Here is a 19929-nt window from a genome sequence, read left to right on the forward strand (position 1 = left end):
GGCCTTCCAGCCAGTCACCTTCCTGATCCAGCACCAGACTGCGCAGCCCCGCCGGAACCGGCAGTTGCGCCAGCAGATGGCTTTGGGTCAGCAACAGCGCAATCCCGCTGTCCTCGAACATGTAGGCCAGACGATCCTGCGGATACTCAGGATCCAGCGGCAGATACGCACCGCCCGCCTTGAGAATCGCCAGCAGGCCGACAACCATTTCCAGCGAGCGCTCGACCGAGATCCCGACCAGCACTTCCGGGCCGACACCGTTTTCGATCAGCACCGCTGCCAGCTGATTAGCGCGAGCGTTGAGCTGGGCGTAAGTCAGACGTTGTTCACCAAACACCAGCGCCAAGGCGTCCGGGGTGGCGCGCACCTGTTCCTCAATCAGCGAATGCACACTGCGCGACAGCGGGTACTCGGTGACCGTCGCGTTCCATTGTTCGACCTGCTGCTGTTGCTCGTCGCTGGAGAGCAACTCCAGTTGGCCCAACGCCAGAGCGCCGCCCTGCATCATCTGCGTCAGCAGGTTGTGCAAGTGTTCGCCCAGTCGCGCAATGTCGACTTCGGCAAAATGCGCACGGCCGTAGCTGAAGTGCAGCGACAGGGTGTCGCCCATGCTCACGGCGAGGGTCAACGGGTAGTTGGTCTGCTCGTGGTTGGTGACGTCGGTGAAGCGCAATCCGGCCGGCGCACCCTGTTGCATGGCCTCGGACACCGGGTAGTTCTCGAACACCAGAATGCTGTCGAACAAGGCGTCGCCGCCCTTGCCGGCCCAGCGCTGGATCTCGAACAGCGGCGTGTGTTCGTGCTCGCGCAGGCTCAGGTTTTGCGTCTGCACGGTGTGCAGCCACTGGCCGACACTCTGCTCGGCACGCGGGGTGCCGATCACCGGCAGGGTGTTGATGAACAGCCCGATCTGCTGCTCGATGCCTTTGAGATCCGCCGGACGCCCGGCCACCGTCGCGCCGAACGCGACCGTGTCCTGACCGCTGTAGCGTTGCAGCAACAGCAGCCACGCCGCTTGCACCAGGGTGTTGAGGGTGACTTTCTGCTCGCGGGCGAACTCGGCCAGTTGCCGGGTCGCAGCGGCATTCATGACGCGCTGATGATCGGCATACCCCGCGACAGCCATCAGGTCATCACGACGGGCGATGGCCTGGGTCAGGCGGGTCGGCTCTTGCAGGTCGGCCAACTGGGTTTTCCAGAAGGACTCGCTGACGCCGCCGTCCTGACGTTGCAGCCAGGCGATGTAGTCGCGATAACGCCCCACCGATTGCGCCAGCGGCTGACCGCTGTAGCGGTGCAGCACTTCGCCCATCAACTGCGAGTTGCCCCAGCCATCCATCAGAATGTGATGGTTGGTGTAGATCAGGTGATAGGTGTCATCGTCGATGCGCACCAGACACAGGCGCAGCAACGGCGCGGCAGTCAGCTCGAAGCCCTGTTTGCGCTCCTGCGCAGCCAGTGCGTCGAGGTCGGTCTGATAGTCGCGGCGACCACGCCAGTCCTGCACGCTGAACGGCAGTTCGACCTGTTTGTGCACCACCTGCACCGGGCGTTCGCCCTGCCACAGGAAACCGCTGCGCAGCACGTCATGCGCCTGCAACGCTGCCTGCCAGGCGGCACGGAAGCGCTCGACATCCAGGCCCTGCACATCGGCGCGGGTCTGATTGATGTAATCGCCCGCCTCTTCCTCGTACAGCGTGTGGAACAGCATGCCTTGCTGCATCGGCGACAGCGGGTAGATGTCTTCGATCAACGACGCCGGCAGCGGCAACCCATCGAGTTGTGTCTGGCTCAGCGGTGCCAGCGGGAAGTCCGACGGTGTCACACCGTGCACGCCGTCGCGGCAGCAATGTTCGATCAGTGCCGCCAGTTCCTGCGCGTAATCGTCGGCCAGGGCTTGAACGGTACCGCGCTCGAACATGCGCTCACTGAAGGTCCAGCCGAGGCTGAATTCGCCACCGTAAATGCCGCCGTTGAGGGTCAACGGGCTGCTGAGCAAGGCGTCCAGGCTCTGCTCCGCACCGCGTGCTTCACTGGACGGCGTAAACAGGGCTGCCTGCCCAGCATCGAAGCTGCTGTCGAACTGCCCGAGGTAGTTGAAGGTGATCGCCGGTTGCGGCAAGGCACGCAGGGTTTCACGGACCGCGTCGCTGCCCAGATAACGCAGTACACCGAAGCCGATGCCTTTGTTCGGGATGGCGCGCAGTTGTTCCTTGACCGCTTTGAGCGAAGCGCCGAGCTCGGCGCTGGCAGTCAGCTTGACCGGGAACAGGCTGGTGAACCAGCCGACACTGCGGCTCAGGTCGATGTCGGCGAACAGGTCTTCGCGGCCATGGCCTTCGAGCTGAATCAGCGTCGAATCCTCACCGGTCCAACGGCTGATCACCCGTGCCAGTGCGGTCAGCAACAGGTCGTTGACCTGGGTGCGATAGGCCGCTGGCGCGTCTTGCAGCAGTTTCCGGGTCAGGTCCGCACCGAGTCGGGTCTGCACCGTGTGTTCATGACGGCTCTGCAAGCTGCCGTCGGCGTGATCCACCGGCAACTGGCTGGATACATTTTGCAGCTGTTCGAGCCAGTAAGGTTGCTCGGCCAGCAGCGCTTCACTGCTCGCATAAGCATGCAGGCGCTCAGCCCAGGTTTTGAACGCGCTGGTCCGGGCCGGCAGTTTCACCGGCTGAGCGCTGCTGATTTGCTGGTAAAGCCCTTGCAGGTCTTCCAGCAGAACACGCCACGAAACACCGTCGACCACCAGGTGATGAATCACCAGCAACAGCCGCTGAGTGCCGTCCGCCAGCGTCGCCAGTACGGCGCGCAACAACGGCCCGCCGAGGGCGAGACTGCGTTGCGCTTCAAGGCCCAGCGCTTCGAGTTCTGCGGCGTCTGCGACCTGGGTTTGCCACAGCAGATCCTCCGGCTGCTCGCCGACCGCCAAGTGTTGCGCGACCCATTGGCCATCGACAGACGCAAACGACAAGCGCAGTGCATCGTGGTGTTCGATCAACGCGTCGAGGGCGGCCTTCAGATGCCCGGCGTCCAGGGTCTGCGAGGTGTTGAGCAGCACCGACTGGTTCCAGTGATGCGGCTCGGCCACGTCTTCTTCGAAGAACTGCAACTGCGCCGGCAGCAACAGCGATGCACCGGTGACCGGCGACTGGTCGATGACAAATCCGCCCTCGCCGACCCGCGCGACACTGGCCAGACCTTGAATGGTCTGGTGCTGGAACAGGTCTTTCGGACTGAAATGAATACCCGCCTGACGGGCGCGGCTGACCACTTGAATCGAGACGATCGAATCACCGCCCAGTTCGAAGAAGTTGTCGGTCACACCGATTTGCGCCAGGCCCAGCACCGCTTGCCAGATGTCCACCAGCGTTTGCTCGGCGGCATTGGTGGCGGCCAGGTAATCCTGCTGCGCCTGCGCTGCATCGGGTTTCGGCAACGCGTGGCGATCAAGCTTGCCGTTGGGTGACAGCGGCATTTTCGCCAGGAACAACAGGTGCGTCGGCACCATGTAGTCCGGCAAGGTTTGCTGAAGCTGCTCGCGCAATGCTCGGCGCAGTTCGCTTTGCAGATCGTTGTCGGCCATGACCGGTTCGGCGTCGGTCGGCACCACGTAGGCCACCAGTTGCTGACCGCTTGGCCCGGCCACTGCCATCACCAGTGTTTCGCGGACGGTCTGGGCATCCAGCAGACGCGCTTCGATTTCACCGAGTTCGATACGGAAACCACGAATCTTCACCTGATGGTCGACACGCCCGATGTACTCGATCACCCCGTCGGCACGGAACCGCGCCAGGTCACCGGTGCGATACAGACGTGCGCCCGGCTGCACCGAGAACGGATCCGGCATGAAGCGCTCGGCGCTCAGGTCCGGACGGTTGAAATAACCGCGAGCGAGCAATTCGCCGCCGATCATCAGCTCGCCCACCGCGCCCACCGGCACTGGTTGGCCGGCGATGTCCAGCAGGTAGATGGAACGGCCCGGCAACGCCGAACCGATCGGCAAGGTCGATGGCGTCGGCTCGGCACCGGTCACGTAGTCACCGCAATCCAGCGACGTGGCGGTCACGGTGGCTTCGGTCGGACCGTAGGTATTGAGCAAACGAACGTGGGCCAGACCGGCCTTGTTCCAGGCCGCCATGCCTTCGGGCGGCATCGCTTCACCGCCGGCATGCACCTGACGCAACACGCCGTAGTCACGCGGGCCGACTTCGGCGAAGTCCTTGGCCAGCATGCCCCAGTAGGCGGTGGTCAGGTCGATCACGCTGATGCGCTTGTCGAGCATCTCGGTGTAAAGGGTTTCGCTGTCCCAGATCGCGGTGCCGCGCAGCACGACCGAAGCACCGGTGATCAGCGCCGGGTACAGCTGCTCGACGAAACCGTCGAAGTTGAACGTCGAGAATTGCAGCACGCAGTCCTGCGCGGTCAATGCCATCAGGTCCACGGTCACATAGGCGTGCTTGGTCAGCGACGCCTGATTGATCCCCACGCCTTTCGGACGTCCGGTCGAGCCCGAGGTGAACATCACGTACGCGAGGTTATCGGCCAGGGTCAGGTTCGGCAGATCAGCGCTTTCGAGCTGCTCTGGTTGACGATCAACACACAGCACCTCGACGCCTGCGACCTGCGGCAGACGCTCCAGCAAATGGCTCTGGCTCAGCAACAGCAGCAGGCCGCTGTCTTCGATCATGCAGGTCAGGCGATCACTCGGGTATTGCGGGTCCAGCGGCACGTAAGCACCGCCAGCCTTGAGCACCGCCAGCAGGCTGACAATCATCTCCAGCGAACGCTCGACCGCGATCCCCACCAGTACGTCAGGACCGACGCCGCGCTGACGCAAGGTGTGCGCCAGACGGTTGGCCTGCTGATTGAGTTCGGCGTACGTCAGACGCTGATCGGCAAAGTACAGCGCGACCTGATCCGGCGCCCGTTGCACTTGCTGTTCGAACAATTGATGCACGTGCAGCGCAGTTGGGTAGTGCCCTGCGCAATAACCCCAATCATTGAGCGCCAGCTCCCGTGCAGCCGCGTCGAGCAGTTGCAGGTCGCCCAGGCAACGTTGATCGGAACCGCCGGCCATCTGCATCAGCACGTGGTTCAACTGAGCGCCCAGTTGCTCGACGGTGGCGTCGGCAAAGTGTTCGCGGTCAAAGCTGTAATGCACTTCCAGCGTGCCTTCCAGGCTTACGCCCAGAGTCAGCGGGTAGTTGGTCTGTTCGTGGTTGGCCACCGGGCCGAAGCGCAGGCCTTGCGGTGCGCCCTGCTCCAGCGCCTGGGCAATCGGATAGTTCTCGAACACCAGAATGTTGTCGAACAGCGCTTCACCGCCCTGCCCGGCCCAACGCTGGATATCGAACAGCGCGGTGTGTTCGAACTCGCGCAGCGCGAGGTTTTCCGCCTGCACCGCTTGCAGCCAGCTGCCGAGCGATTGCTCGGGCCGTGGGCTGGCGATCACCGGCAAGGTGTTGATGAACAGACCGATCTGTTGCTCGATCCCCGGCAAGTCTGCCGGACGCCCCGCCACGGTGGCGCCGAACGCGATGCTGGCCTTGCCGGTGTAGCGTTGCAGCACCAGCAGCCATGCCGCCTGGACGAGGGTGTTGACGGTGACTTTGGAAGCACGGGCGAACTCACCCAGGCGAGCGGTCTGCTCGCTGTCGAGCACGCGATAATGGTCGCCGTAACCTTGCACCACCGGCGCATCTTTCGGCCGGGCGATGGCGTGAGCCAGTCGCGTCGGCTCGTCCAGCGTGCGCAACGCCGGCAGCCAGAACGCTTCGCTCGCCGCCGCGTCCTGACGCTGCAGCCAGCCGATGTAATCGCCGTAGCGACCCGCGTGTGCGGCACTGAACTTGCCGCTGTAGCGCTGCAGCACTTCACCGAGCAACTGCGAGTTGCTCCAGCCGTCCATCAGGATGTGGTGGTTGGTGTAGATCAGGTGATGACGCTGGTCATCGATACGCACGATCACCAGACGCAGCAGGGTCGACGCATTCAGGTCCAGGCTCTGACGCTCGGCGTCGGCCAGGGTCTGCAACGCGTCTTCTCGCTGCGGCTGCGCGCGCCAGTCGTGCAGGCTGTAAGGCATTTGCGCGTGCTTGCTGACCACTTGCACCGGCGCATCCAGCTCGCCCTGCCAGACGAACCGCGTACGCAGAATGTCGTGCGCATCGACGGCGGCCTGCCAGGCCTGATGGAAACGCTCGGGGTCGAGGCCTTCGACGTCCAGGCGCATCTGGTTGATGTAGTTGCCGGTGGATTCTTCATACACCGCGTGGAACAGCATGCCCTGCTGCATCGGCGACAGCGGATAAACGTCTTCGATCAGCTGTGGCGCCAGCGGCAAGCCGTCCAGTTGAGCCTGGCTCAAACGTACCAGCGGGAAGTCCGACGGCGTGACACCGTGATGATCGGCCTGGCAGCAATGCGCGATCAGCGCTTGCAGCTCCTGGGCGTAATCATCGGCCAGACGCTGAATCGTTGCCTCATCGAACATCTCATGGCTGAACGTCCAGCCCAGGTTCAGCTCGCCGCCATACACCTGGCCGTTGAGCGCCAACTGGTTGGCCAGCGGCGCATTGGCATCCAGCTCATCGCCCGCCGCTTCGCTGGATGGCACGAACAGCGCGCCGTCGGCTGCGTCGAAGCTGCCGTCGAACTGACCCAGGTAGTTGAAGGTCAGGCGCGGAACCGGCAGCTGCGCGAGAGAGGCGCGATCAGCGTCCTCGCCCAGATACGCCAGCGCACCGAAACCGATGCCCTTGTTGGGGATCGCGCGCAGTTGTTCCTTGATCTGTTTCAGCGACGCACCCAGCTCTGCAACCGGCGTCAGTTTGGCCGGGTACACCGTGGTGAACCAGCCCACGGTGCGGGTCAGGTCGATGCTGTCGAACAGCTCTTCACGGCCATGGCCTTCGAGTTGAATCAACGCACTGTCGGCGCCGGTCCAGCGCACCATCACGCGGGCCAGTGCGGTCAACAGCAAGTCATTGACCTGGGTGCGATAGGCCGCCGGAGCGTCCTGCAGCAACTGACGGGTCAGGGCCTTGTCCAGACGGGTGCGCACGGTCAGCGCATGACGGTTTTGCAGACCACCGTCGGCGTTGTCCAGCGGCAGCGCGACATCGGCACCTTGAAGCTGGTCCTGCCAGTACGCCAGCTCGGAGCGCAGCTCGCTGCTGCGGGCGTAGGTTTGCAGGTGTTCGGCCCAAGCCTTGGCGGCGCTGGTTTTCGCCGGCAATTGCAGGGGTTCGCCCGCTGCGATCTGCCGGTAAGCGCTTTGCAGATCATCGAACAGAATCCGCCACGACACGCCGTCCACCACCAGGTGATGGATCGCCAGCAACAACCGCTGGCTGCCGTCGTCGAGGTTTGCCAGCACCGCACGCAGCAGCGGCCCGGCTTGCAGATCGAGGCTGCGTTGCGCCTCGTTGGCCACCGCTTCCAGCGCGGCGGCATCGGCCACATCGACCGTCCACAGAAGAGCATCGTTGCGGCTGTCGACGCCACGGTACTCGGCGTGCCAGCCATCGGCCTGCTCGACGAAACTCAGGCGCAAACCATCGTGATGCGCGACCAGCGATTCCAGCGCCTGCTCCAGTGCCGCTGCTTGCAACGGCTGAGTCGGCTTGAGCATCACCGCCTGGTTCCAGTGCTGACGCTCAGGGATGTCCTGTTCGAAGAAGGCCTGTTGCACCGCCAGCAACGGCAGCGCACCAGTCACCGGGCCCTGATCGATGGCTTGCGCCTGCTCGCCCACCTTGGCCACCGCCGCCAGTGCAGCGATGGTCTGGTGCTGGAACAAGTCTTTCGGCGTGAAGCGGATCCCGGCCTGCCGCGCACGGCTGACCACCTGGATCGAGATGATCGAATCGCCACCCAGTTCGAAGAAGTTGTCGCTGACACCCACCTGCTGAAGTTTCAGCACGTCCTGCCAGATCGTCGCCAGTTGTTGCTCCAGCACGGTTTGCGGCGCGACGTAGGCTTGTTGCAGTTGGCTGACATCCGGTTTCGGCAGGTTCTTGCGGTCGAGTTTGCCGTTCGGCGTCAGTGGCATGCGTTCCAGACGCAGCACGTAGGCCGGCACCATATGCGCCGGCAGTGTGGCTTTGAGTTGCTCACGCAGGTCTTCGGCGAAATCTTCGCGCGCCGAATCACCGACCACGTAGGCCACCAGACGCTTGCCGCTGCCGGCGCTGCCTTCCTGCGCCACGACCACCGCTTCACGCACGCCGTCGAGGGCTTGCAGGCAGGCTTCGATTTCCCCCAGTTCGATCCGGAAACCACGGATCTTCACCTGATTGTCGATGCGATCCAGGTAGTCGAAGGTGCCGTCGGCACGCTGGCGCACCAGGTCGCCGGTGCGGTACAGCAAACCACCGGTGTGGCTGAACGGATCCGCGACAAAACGCTCGGCGGTCAGCCCCGGACGATTGAGGTAACCGCGCGCCAGACCCGTGCCGCCGAGGTACAACTCACCGGCCATGCCTTGCGGCAACAGGTTCAGATCGGCGTCGAGCACATAGGCGCTGCGGTCGCCGATACGGCTGCCGATCGGCGCGTAGGCCGCACCGCACGGCACTTCGCGACCGGCCTTCCAGATCAGCGGCGTGACCACGGTTTCGGTCGGCCCGTAACCGTTGATGATGTAGTCCGGATCGAGGGCGCGTTTGACCCGTTCGAAACTGGCGCTCGGCACCGCGTCACCGCCGAAGCAGTAGATACGCACCTTGGGTGGGTTGCCCTCGCGCTCGGCGTGTTCGGCCAGTTGTTGCAAGTACACCGGCGGGAACGCAACCACGGTCACACCGTGTTCGCGCATCGCGTTGTAAGTCTGTTCCGGGGTCCACAGCGTGTCGTCGCGGATCAGCAGCGAGGCACCGTGGGTCAGGCTGGTCAGCCAGCGCTCGTGGGCACCGTCGAAGGCGAACGACATGAAGTGGAATTCGCAGTCGCTGTCACGCATTTCATAACGCTGACCGATGGCCTGGCAGTGCATCGCCAACGGGCCGTGGGCAACGCTGACGCCCTTCGGATTGCCGGTGGAACCGGAGGTGTAGATCACGTAGGCGAGGTTGTCCGGATCGAGCTGCACCTGCGGTGCCTTGATCGGCCACTCGCGCAAGTCGAGGCGGTCCAGTTCCAGCACCGGCACCGATTCGGCGACCGGCAATTGCGCCGACACCGACGAATCGCTGATCAGCAACGCCAGCCCCGAATCCTCGATCAGGTACGCCAGACGCTCGCGCGGATAACTGGTGTCCAGCGGCACATAAGCACCGCCTGCCTTGAGCACGGCCAGCAAGGCAACAATCACCGCTTCGCTGCGCGGCAAGGCCACGCCGACCCGGGTTTCGGCACCGACACCGCGGGCAATCAGCGCGTGGGCCAGTTGATTGGCGCGCTGATCGATCTCGCCATAGCTGAAGTGCTGACCGTTGAAAATCACCGCGGTGCGCTGCGGACGCTCGGCGGCCAGGGCGCTGATCCGCTGGTGTACAGCGATGTCCACCGGGTACGGCTGCGGGTGGTTATCGGCGTGTTGGCGGGCGTGTTCGCCGGCGTCGGCCAGGGCGATTTCACCGAGGCTGCGCTCGGCGGACACAGCAAACTGCTCAAGCAATTGCAGCAGGTGCGCGCTGATGCCTTCGATGGCAGCGTGGGCGAAATGGCCACGGTCGAAGCTGTAGTGCAGCGCCAGTTGCTCACCGAGGGTGACGGCGACGCTCAACGCATAGTGGGTCTGTTCCAGGTTGGCGACTTCGCCGAACACCACGCCCTGATCGGCGCCTTGCTTCAGGGCCTGGGCAATCGGGTAGTTTTCGAACACCAGAATGTTGTCGAACAGCGCTTCACCGCCCTGCCCGGCCCAACGCTGAATGTCCGCCAGCGGCGTGTGCTCGAAATCGCGCAGGCCGAGGTTTTGCGCCTGCACGGCTTGCAGCCAGTGGCCCACGCTCTGATCGGGACGCGGCGCACCAATCACCGGCAAGGTATTGATGAACAATCCAACTTGCTGCTCGATGCCCGGCAGGTCCGCCGGACGCCCGGCAACCGTGGCTCCGAACGCCACGGCTTCGTGACCGGTGTAGCGTTGCAGCAACAGCAGCCACGCGGCCTGGATCAAGGTGTTGACGGTGACTTTCTGCTGGCGGGCGAAGGTTTCCAGCACACGGGTTTGCGCCACGTCGAGGGTCTGGAAGTGATCGCCGTGACCGCTCTGGCTGTCGCTGGTCGAGGCCACGCGGGCCAGACGGGTCGGCTCTTGCAGGGCGGCCAGTTGCTCGCCCCAGAAGTTTTCGCTGACTTGAGCGTCCTGACGTTGCAGCCAGGCGATGTAGTCGCGATAGCGTCCGCCGGTATTCGCCGGAATCTGCCCGCTGTAACGCTGCAACACTTCGCCGAGCAACTGCGAGTTGCTCCAGCCATCCATCAGGATGTGGTGATGGGTGTAGATCAGGTGCCACTGCTCGGCGCCGGTCTGCACCAGCACCAGACGCAGCAGCGGCGCGCAGGTCAGGTCGAAGCCTTGTTGGCGCTCGGCATCGGCCAGCGCCGCGAGGGCTTGTGGCTGATCGTCACGGGAGCGCCAGTCCAGCGCAGTGAACGGCAACTGTACCTGCTTGTGGACGATTTGCACCGGCTCGGCCAGCTCGCCCTGCCAGACAAACCCGCTGCGCAGGATGTCCTGGGCATCGACGGTGGCCTGCCACGCATCGCGGAAACGCTGTGGATCGATGCCTTGAACGTCGACGCGCATCTGGTTGATGTACTCGCCCGCTGCTTGCTCGTACAGGGTATGGAACAGCAGACCCTGTTGCATCGGCGACAGCGGATAGAGATCGTCCAGCTCACCGGCCGGCACCGGCAGCGCATCGAGTTGCGCCTGCGTCACGCGCGCCAGCGGGAAGTCCGACGGTGTCGCTTGCGGCGCTTCGAGCGCACAGCAATGGTCGATCAAAGCGTTGAGTTCAAGGGCGTATTGATCCGCCAGTTGCTGCACGGTCGCCGCGTCGAACATCTCACGGCTGAAGCCCCAGTTCAGCGCCAGCTCGCCACCGTAAACCTGGCCTTCAACGGTCAGCCAGTTGGCCAGCGGCGCCGATGGATCCTGCGCCGCACCGCCACCCTCACCGGACGGCACAAACAGTGCCGCCTCATCGAACTGACGGTCGAACTGGCCGAGGTAGTTGAAGGTGATGCGCGGTTTGACGTCGCTGTTCAGCGACGCCGCCGTTTGCGCGTCCGCCAGATAACGCAGTGCGCCGTAGCTCAGGCCTTTGTCCGGCACGGCACGCAGTTGTTCCTTGATGGCTTTGATCGAAGCGCCCAGGTTGTCCGCCGGGCGCAGATTGACCGGGAACAGGCTGGTGAACCAGCCAAGGGTGCGGGTCAGGTCGACGTCATCGAACAGGTCTTCGCGACCGTGACCTTCCAGTTGAATCAGGGTGCTGGCCTGGCCGCTCCAGCGGCAGACCACGCGGGCCAGCACGGTCAGCAGCAGGTCGTTGACCTGGGTGCGATAGGCCGCCGGCGCCTGTTGCAGCAACTTGCGGGTTTGCTCGGCGCTGAGCTTGAGCTCGACCTTGTCTTCGAAACGGTTTTCCAGTGTGCCGTCAGGACGCTCGCAAGGCAGTTCGACATGCGGTGCGTCACGCAGTTGCGCCTGCCAGTAATCGAGGCTTTCGGCGAAAGTCGGCAGGTGCCCTTGCAGGCGTGCAACCCACTGCTGATACGAACTGGTCTTGCCTGGCAAGGCGCTCGCCGCGCCGCTCAGGGACTGGGTGTAAGCGGCTTGCAAGTCTTCCAGCAAAACGCGCCACGACACACCGTCGATCACCAGGTGATGCGCGACCAGCAGCAAACGCTGGCTGCCATCGGCCAAATTCACCAGCATTGCGCGCAGCAAAGGGCCGTTGCTCAGGTCCAGGCTGCGCTGGGCTTCGTCGCACAAGGCCTTGAGGTCTTCCAGCGATTGCGCGTTGCGCTGCCACAACACCGACTCGCCGGTTGCCGCGGCATACGCCTGCTGCCAACCCTCGGCAGTCGATTCGTAGCGCAAGCGCAGCGCATCGTGATGGTTGAGCAACTGGCTCAGCGCGCGATCCAGCGCGCCAGCGTCCACAGGCTGTTGCGCCGTCAGCAACAGCGATTGGTTCCAGTGCTGACGCTGAGGAATGTCTTGCTCGAAGAACCACTGCTGCACTGGCGCCAGCGCCACGGCGCCCACGGCCGGGCCTTGTTCGATCAAGGTCTGCTGACCCTGACGGGCGACTTGCGCGAGGCTGCGGATGGTCTGGTGCTGGAACAGTTCTTTGGGGCTCAGCACGATCCCGGCCTGACGGGCGCGGCTGACCACTTGCATCGATACGATGGAGTCGCCGCCCAGTTCGAAGAAGTTGTCTTCGAGGCCGACGTTTTCAATCGACAACACGTCCTGCCAGATCGCCGCCAGGGCTTTTTCCAGTGCGCTGCGTGGCGCCACGTGTTCGCGTTGTTGCTGGCTGCCATCGACGGCCGGCAGCGCTTTGCGATCGAGTTTGCCGTTGGGCGTCAGCGGCAGTTGTTCGAGGAACAGCAGATACGCCGGCACCATGTAGTCCGGCAAATGTTGGCGCAACGCTGCTTTCAGGGTTTCGCGCAGGCTCGCCTGGGCATCGGCATCCGCCGCCAGCACGGCCGTGTCGGTCGGCACGATGTAGGCCACCAATTGTTGGCCGCTGGCGCCCTCCTGAGCCAGCACCGCCAGCTCACGCACCGCGTCCTGTTGCAACAACCGCGCTTCGATTTCGCCGAGCTCGATGCGGAAACCGCGCACCTTCACCTGGTGGTCGATCCGGCCGACGTATTGCAGCGCGCCATCGGCCTGATAACGGGTCAAGTCGCCGGTGCGGTACAGCCGCTCGCCGTTGTTGGCGAATGGATTGGGCACGTACTTCTCGGCGGTCATCGCCGCGCGGCCCAGATAGCCACGGGTAATACCGGCACCCGCCAGATACAGTTCGGCAGCTGCGCCTTGCGGCACTGGTTGCAGATCGGCGTCCAGCAGGTAACTGGCGGTGCCGGTCAGTGGACGACCGATGCTCGGCGTACCGCCCGCTGCACGACGGGTCCAGGTGGAATACGTGGTGTCTTCCGACGGCCCGTACAGGTCGTAGACATGTTCGACGCTGGCCTGTTGATACAGCGCCTCGACCAGGCTTTGCTTCAGCGGTTCACCCGCGAGGTTGATGATGCGCACGCTCGACGGGATCGCACCGTCGCGCTGCAAGGCATTGATCGCCGAAGGCACGGTGTTGATCAACCGCACCTGATCGCGTGCCGGCAGTTGCGGCAGCTCCAGGGCATTGCGCGCGATGATCACCGAGCCGCCGTTGGCGAGGGTGACAAACAGCTCCCACACGGACAGGTCGAAACACACCGACGTCGACGCCAGCACACCTTGAATGTCATCGCGGCTGTAGACCGTGCGCGACCAGTCGATCAAGGCCTGCACGTTGCGGTGCGCGATGGCCACGCCTTTCGGCTTGCCGGTGGATCCCGAGGTGTAGATCACGTAGGCGAGGTTGTCCGGCGTCACCGCCGTGACGGGCGCACTGGATGGATACGCCGCCAGTTCTGCGCCGATCCGGTCCAGCAACAGCACCTGGGTGTCGGCGCTGACGGAGAGCGTCTCGGCCACGGCGTGCTCGGTCAGCAGCACCAGCGCGCGACTGTCTTCAAGCATGTAGGCGACGCGGTCGGCCGGGTAATCCGGGTCCAGCGGCACGTAGGCGCCGCCGGCCTTGAGCACGGCCAGCAATGCCACCAGCAAGCTGTCGGAACGCTGCATGGCAACGCCGACCCGGACTTCCGGGCCGACGCCGCATTCGATCAGTTTGTGCGCCAGCGCATTGGCCCGCGCATCGATCTCGGCGTAGGTGAAGGTTTGCTCGCCAAAGGTCACGGCCAGCGCGTCCGGCTGGGCGGTAACTTGTTGCTCGATCAAGCGATGGATGCTCGACGCCTCGGCAGTGCTGGCCTGCGCGCTGTTCCAGTCGAACACCATGCGTTGGTATTCGGCCGCTTCCAGCAGCGGCAGATCGCTGATGCGCTGATTGCTGTTCTGCACCATGCCACGCAGCAGGTTCAGCCAGTGCTGCGCCATGCGCGCGATGGTCTGCGGGTCGAACAGATCGTTGGCGTAGGTCAGCGCGGCGTGCAGCCTGCCGCCCTTCTCGTAGGTGTCCAGGGTCAGATCGAATTGCGTGGTGCGCCCCTGCCATTCGATGACGCCCAGTTCCAGCCCGGACGCGGTGCTCACCGTGCTGATGTCGGCGACTTGCGGCTGATGGTTGTACATCACCTGAAACAGCGGCGTGTGGCTGAGGCTGCGTTCCAGTTTCAGCGCTTCGACCAGCCGCTCGAACGGCAAGTCCTGATGAGCCTGAGCACCGAGTGCGGTCTCTTTGACGGCGCGCAGCAGATCGCCGACGCGCGTCTGCCCGTCCAGTTCGGTACGCAATACCTGGGTGTTGACGAAGAAGCCGATCAGGCCTTCGATTTCACCCCGGTTGCGGTTGGCGATCGGCACGCCGACGCGAATGTCCGACTGCCCGGTGTAGCGATGCAGCAGCACGTTGAAAGCGCCGAGCAGCAACATGAACAAGGTGATGTTGTGCTGTTGGGCACTGCTGCGCAGTTGTTCCGCCAGCGCGCCGTCGATGGCGAATTCGTAACGCGTACCGCGATAGCTCGGCATTGCCGGGCGCGGGTGATCGGTTGGCAGCTCCAGCACCGGGTGCTCATCGCCCAGTTGCGCCTGCCAGTATTCCAGTTGCCGCGCCTGTTCGCCCGCTTCCAGCCAGCGGCGCTGCCACAGTGCGTAGTCGCTGTACTGGATCGGCAACGGCGCCAGTTGCGGCGACTGCCCGGCTTCATGGGCGTCATAGCAACGGATGAATTCGTCGATCAGCACGTTCATCGACCAGCCATCGGAAACGATGTGGTGCAAGGTCAGCAGCAGCACGTGCTCCTGTTCGTCGAGCTTGAGCAACTTGACCCGCAGCAGCGGGCCGACGGCCAGATCGAATGGCTGCAAGGATTGTTGCTGAGCGGCGTCGGCTACCGCGGCTTCCCGCTCGGGCGCGGCGAGACCGCTGAAATCTACGTGTTCGATCACCAGCGGCGCTTCGGCCGGCACTTGCAGCAGACTGTCGTCCGCCTGTCGCTGGAACACCGTGCGCAGGGTTTCGTGACGCGCCACCAGGCTGGCAAACGCCGCCTCGAGCGCAGTCAGGCTCAAGCGCCCCGTCAGGCGCACCGCGCCCGGCAAGTTGTAGGCGCCGCCGTGCGGGTCCAGTTGCCAGAGGAACCACATGCGCTGCTGCGCGTAGGACAGCGCCTGCCGATCATCGGCCTCGACCCCTTGGGGAATCGGAAAACGGGCGAAATCCACGCCCTCCTTGTGCAGGGCCGCGAGGAACATCTGGCGCTTTTCCAGGGGCAACCCGATAAACCGGCGAGCAAGTTTCAAGGAGTCTTCAGCATTCATTTCTTGGTATCCGAATCAGTAGGCTGGCAGCACAAAGGCACGTCGTCCCTATAAAACGAATGCAAAGCGGAAAAATTAGCGATTGAGAAGAACTATCAGAAGGGAGGTGCAGCGGGGATTTGCGGGCGATAAAAAACCCTGCGGGAGCAAGCCGGCTCGCTCCTCTCAGGGTTCCGGACAGCAATGAATTCGGGTTAAACGGCGGCCATCAAGCCGTGCCGACGATGATGCACGTCGAGTTGATCCTTGATCACCCGCAGCACCTTGGCTTCGTGTTCATGAATGAAGAAGTGCCCGCCGGCCAGCATGTCCACCGAGAAGCTGCCACGGGTTTCCTTGCTCCAGCCGATCAACTGCTCCGTAGTCGCCTTGTCGGCCTTGCCGCCCAGCACATGCACCGGGCAGTTGAGCAGCGGCCGCTGCAACGGCTGGAATTTGCCGCAGAGCAGGAAATCGGCGCGCAGGATCGGCAGCGTCAGGCTCATCAGCTCCTGATTGGCCAGCACTTCCTCGCTGGTGCCGTTGAGCGTGCGCAGTTGATCGATCAGCTCGGCGTCGGTCTTCGGCTCGGCAAAGCCGCGGTCGTAGTCGGCGCGCAACGTCGGCGCCGCGGTGCCCGAGGCGAACAGCGCCACCGGCTCCGGGCAACCCAATGCGCGCAAGGCGTGAGCGATTTCGCAGGCCAGCAAGGCGCCCAGACTATGGCCGAACAGTGCGTAAGGGGCCTTGAGTGTCGGGCGCAGTTCCCTGGCCAGTTGCATGGCCAACGCGCGCATGTCGGTGTGCAGCGGTTCGCCGAACCGGGCGCCGCGCCCCGGCAATTCCACCGGTTGCAATTGCAGCCACTGCGGCAGCTTCGGCCGCCAGCGGCTGTAGACCATGGCACTGGCGCCGGAATACGGCAGGCACAGCAGGGTCAACTTGGTCACCACGCTTCCCTCGGAAAAATGTCTCTTCAAAGGGTACGGATCACCGGCCGGGCAAATTAGTCGGTGGCGTTAAATTTCCCCCCCCGGCTCACGCCCACGGGCACATTTCATTTCAGGTGGCGGAAGCTCTGCACCGCCGAACACAACACCACCGCACCCGCTGCAATCGCCAGCCAGAAGCCGCTGCGAGCACCGAATGCATCCACCAATGCACCGGAACCAGCGGCACCGATGGCCACGCCGATGCTCAGGCCGGTCACCAACCAGGTCAGGCCTTCGGTGAGTTTGGCCGGCGGCACGATGCGTTCGATCAACGCCATCGCCACGATCAGGGTTGGCGAGAAGAACAGCCCGGCGATGAACACCGCCACGGACAACCCGAAAATGTTGGTCGCGAGTAACAGCGGCAGCGTGGTCACCGCCGTCGCCAGGCCGCCATACAGAAACAGGCGCGGCAACGACAGTTTCGAGCGCATCGCACCAAACGCGATGCCCGCCAGACAGGAACCGATGGCGTACACCGACAACACGATGCTCGCCGCCGCCGGCTGCCCTTGTTGCTGGGCGAACGCAACGCTGACCACATCGACCACGCCGACGATCATGCCCATGGCGACCATCAACAGCAGCAGCCATTGCACGTCGGTCGAACGAATGATCGAACCTTGATGCTCTGATTCGTGGGGATGCACCGGCGGCTCGGTGCTGCGCTGGGCGACAAACGCCGTCACGCCGATCGCCAACATCAACAGCGCCGCCAGCGGCCCGGCCTCGGGAAACACGCCGACGCACAGCCCCACCGACAGCGGCGGCCCAACGATAAAGCAGACTTCGTCGAGCACCGATTCCAGCGCATACGCCGTCTGCAATTGCGGCTGGCCGCGATAGATTTCCGTCCAGCGCGCCCGCACCATCGCCGACATGCTCGGCATGCAACCGGCCAGCGCAGCGCAGATGAACAGCGTCCAGGTCGGTGCCTGCAAACGGGTGCACAGCAGCAACATCAGCAACGCCCCGCCACCGATCAGCGCCGACACCGGCAGAATCCGCCCCTGACCGTAACGGTCCACCAGCCGCGACACCTGCGGTGCGCAGAACGCCGTGGCCAAGGCAAACGTCGCCGCCACCCCACCCGCCAGCGCATAGCCGCCGGTCAATTGCGAGAGCATGGTGATCACGCCGATGCCGGTCATGGAAATCGGCATGCGCGCGATCATCCCGGCCATCACAAAAGCCCGGGCGCCGGGGGCGTTGAACAGTTCTCGGTAAGGGTTTGCCATCGGATACAGCCTCATCAGGGGCGGCCAACTTGCCACAAAGCCTGACGGGCGGGAAAGCGAGGAATTGTTGGTGGAATGTGAAGTCCCTGTGGCGTGCAAGGCCAATCGCTGCCGCGCAAAGCTGTCGATCATTTCATGTCCGCGGATGAACTCTCGCCGCCGGCCATCAGTCAGCTAGGTAAGCCTTCGCCTCGGAGCCAGACGACCATGGCCGAGCATCACCCTGAACGACAAAGCCCCATCGACGCCCACGGCATCATTGGCGACCTGCGCAGCGCAGCGCTGGTCAATGACAAGGGCAGCGTGGATTTCTTCTGCTGGCCGGAATTCGACAGCCCGTCGATCTTCTGTTCGCTGCTGGATACGCCCGACGCGGGGATTTTCCAGTTGGCCCCGGACCTGCCCGATGCCCGGCGCGAGCAGATTTACCTGCCGGACACCAACGTCCTGCAAACCCGCTGGCTCAGCGATCACGCCGTGGTGGAAATCACCGATCTGCTGCCCATTGGCGACAACGATGAGGCGTTACCGGTTTTGATCCGCCGGGTTCGGGTGGTCAGCGGGCAGGCAACGTTTCACCTGCGCTGCGCCGTTCGGCATGACTACGCCCGCGCGGAAACGCACGCCGTCATTGATAAAAAGGATGTGCTGTTCAGCGCCACCGGGCAGCCGACACTGCGGCTGGCCTCGGATCAAACCTTGAGCGTCGATCAGGAAGCAGCAGTCGCGCAATTCACCCTCAAACAAGATCAGACCGCCGCGGTCATGCTCGGCGCCAGCGACGATCCGCGCTTCGCCGAAGGGGCCGCCAAGCTGTGCATCGAGCGCACGCTGAAGTTCTGGCGCGACTGGATCGGCCAGTCCAACTATCGCGGTCGCTGGCGGGAAATGGTCAACCGCTCTGCCCTCGCCCTCAAGCTACTCACCTCGCGCCAGCACGGCGCAATCCTCGCCGCCGCCACGTTCGGCCTGCCGGAAACCCCCGGCGGCGAACGCAACTGGGACTATCGCTACACCTGGATCCGCGATGCCTCCTTCACCGTTTACGCCTTCATGCGCCTGGGCTTTGTCGACGAAGCCAACGGCTACATGCGCTGGCTGCGCGGGCGGGTCAGCGATTGCAGCGGCCAGCCGATGAAACTCAACATCCTCTACGCCATCGACGGCCGCCAGGAACTGCCGGAAACCGAACTCACGCATTTGTCCGGACATGGCGGCGCGAAACCGGTGCGCATCGGCAATGGCGCGTACGATCAGATTCAACTGGATATCTTCGGCGAACTGATGGACGCCGTTTATCTGCTCAACAAGTACGGCGACGCGATTTCCCACGAAGGCTGGAAACATGTGATGGAAGTGGTCGATCAGGTCTGTGAGACCTGGCAGACCAAGGATGTAGGCATCTGGGAAATGCGCGGTGAGCAACATCACTTCCTGCACTCGCGGCTGATGTGCTGGGTGGCGCTGGACCGGGCAATCCGGCTCGCTTCGAAACGTTCGCTGCCGGCGCCTTTCGCCCGCTGGGACCAGACCCGCCAGGCGATTCATGCCGACATCTGGGACAACTTCTGGAATGAAGAACACGGGCATTTTGTGCAGTACCAGGGCGGCACCGCGCTGGACGGCTCGATGTTGCTGATGCCGCTGGTGCGCTTCGTCAGCGCAAAGGATCCGCGCTGGCTCGCGACGCTTGAAGCCATCGAAAAACACTTGGTGCGTGACGGCATGGTTTACCGCTATCGCAATGACGATACCGGCATCGACGGATTGTCCGGCACCGAGGGCGCCTTCGCCGCCTGCTCGTTCTGGTACGTCGAATGCCTGGCCCGCGCTGGACAACTGGAGAAGGCCCATCTGGAATTTGAACAACTGTTGCGTTACGCCAATCCGTTGGGACTATACGCGGAGGAATTCGACAACCGTGGCCGGCATCTGGGCAACACGCCCCAGGCATTGACCCATCTGGCACTGATCAGTGCGGCGAGTTTTCTCGATCGCAAGTTGAGTGGGGAGAAGAGTGAATGGCAGCCGTAAAGCCATCAGAGTTTGTAGGAAATATGCCCCGCACTCGCTCTGATCGGGGCTAATCCCTACACGTAAATAAACAGAATCACAGCGCCCGTGGCGAGGGAGCTTGCTCCCGCCGGGTCGTGCAACGGCCCCAGGCCCTGCCCCCACATTTCTCCTG

4 protein-coding genes (1 of these 4 running past the window's edge) are annotated in these 19929 nt (G+C 63.7%); 1 reads left to right on the forward strand and 3 read right to left on the reverse strand.

Annotated features, from left to right (window positions below; translation table 11 throughout):
- From AC1RMX_RS20455 to AC1RMX_RS20465, 3 genes are all read right to left on the reverse strand, one after another.
- Window positions 1-15532 carry the 5' portion of a non-ribosomal peptide synthase/polyketide synthase gene (locus tag AC1RMX_RS20455; RefSeq protein ID WP_493072859.1) on the reverse strand. The gene continues 1433 nt to the left of window position 1, outside the view, so 15532 of the gene's 16965 nt are visible here — the first part of the coding sequence; the start codon lies at window positions 15530-15532; its stop codon lies beyond the left edge, outside the window.
- Between the two features lie 194 nt (window positions 15533-15726).
- Window positions 15727-16464, reverse strand: a complete 738-nt coding sequence (locus tag AC1RMX_RS20460) for a thioesterase II family protein (protein WP_096822467.1) — start codon at window positions 16462-16464, stop codon at window positions 15727-15729.
- Window positions 16465-16568: 104 nt separating this feature from the next.
- Entirely contained in the window at window positions 16569-17741 is a 1173-nt protein-coding gene (locus AC1RMX_RS20465; RefSeq protein ID WP_493072860.1) for an MFS transporter, read from the reverse strand.
- 207 nt (window positions 17742-17948) lie between these two features.
- Between AC1RMX_RS20465 and AC1RMX_RS20470 the strand changes: the two genes are divergently transcribed.
- On the forward strand, window positions 17949-19775 hold the full coding sequence (locus AC1RMX_RS20470) for a glycoside hydrolase family 15 protein (RefSeq protein ID WP_493072916.1): 1827 nt from the start codon (window positions 17949-17951) through the stop codon (window positions 19773-19775).
- Window positions 19776-19929: the final 154 nt, after the last annotated feature.

Source organism: Pseudomonas sp. GW822-FHT03F04 (genome assembly GCF_058801405.1).

Bases quoted from the DNA above. Each gene is read 5' to 3' on its own strand.
- AC1RMX_RS20465 (WP_493072860.1), bottom strand. From the start codon at position 17,741: ATGGCAAACCCTTACCGAGAACTGTTCAACGCCCCCGGCGCCCGGGCT.
- AC1RMX_RS20470 (WP_493072916.1), top strand. From the start codon at position 17,949: ATGGCCGAGCATCACCCTGAACGACAAAGCCCCATCGACGCCCACGGC.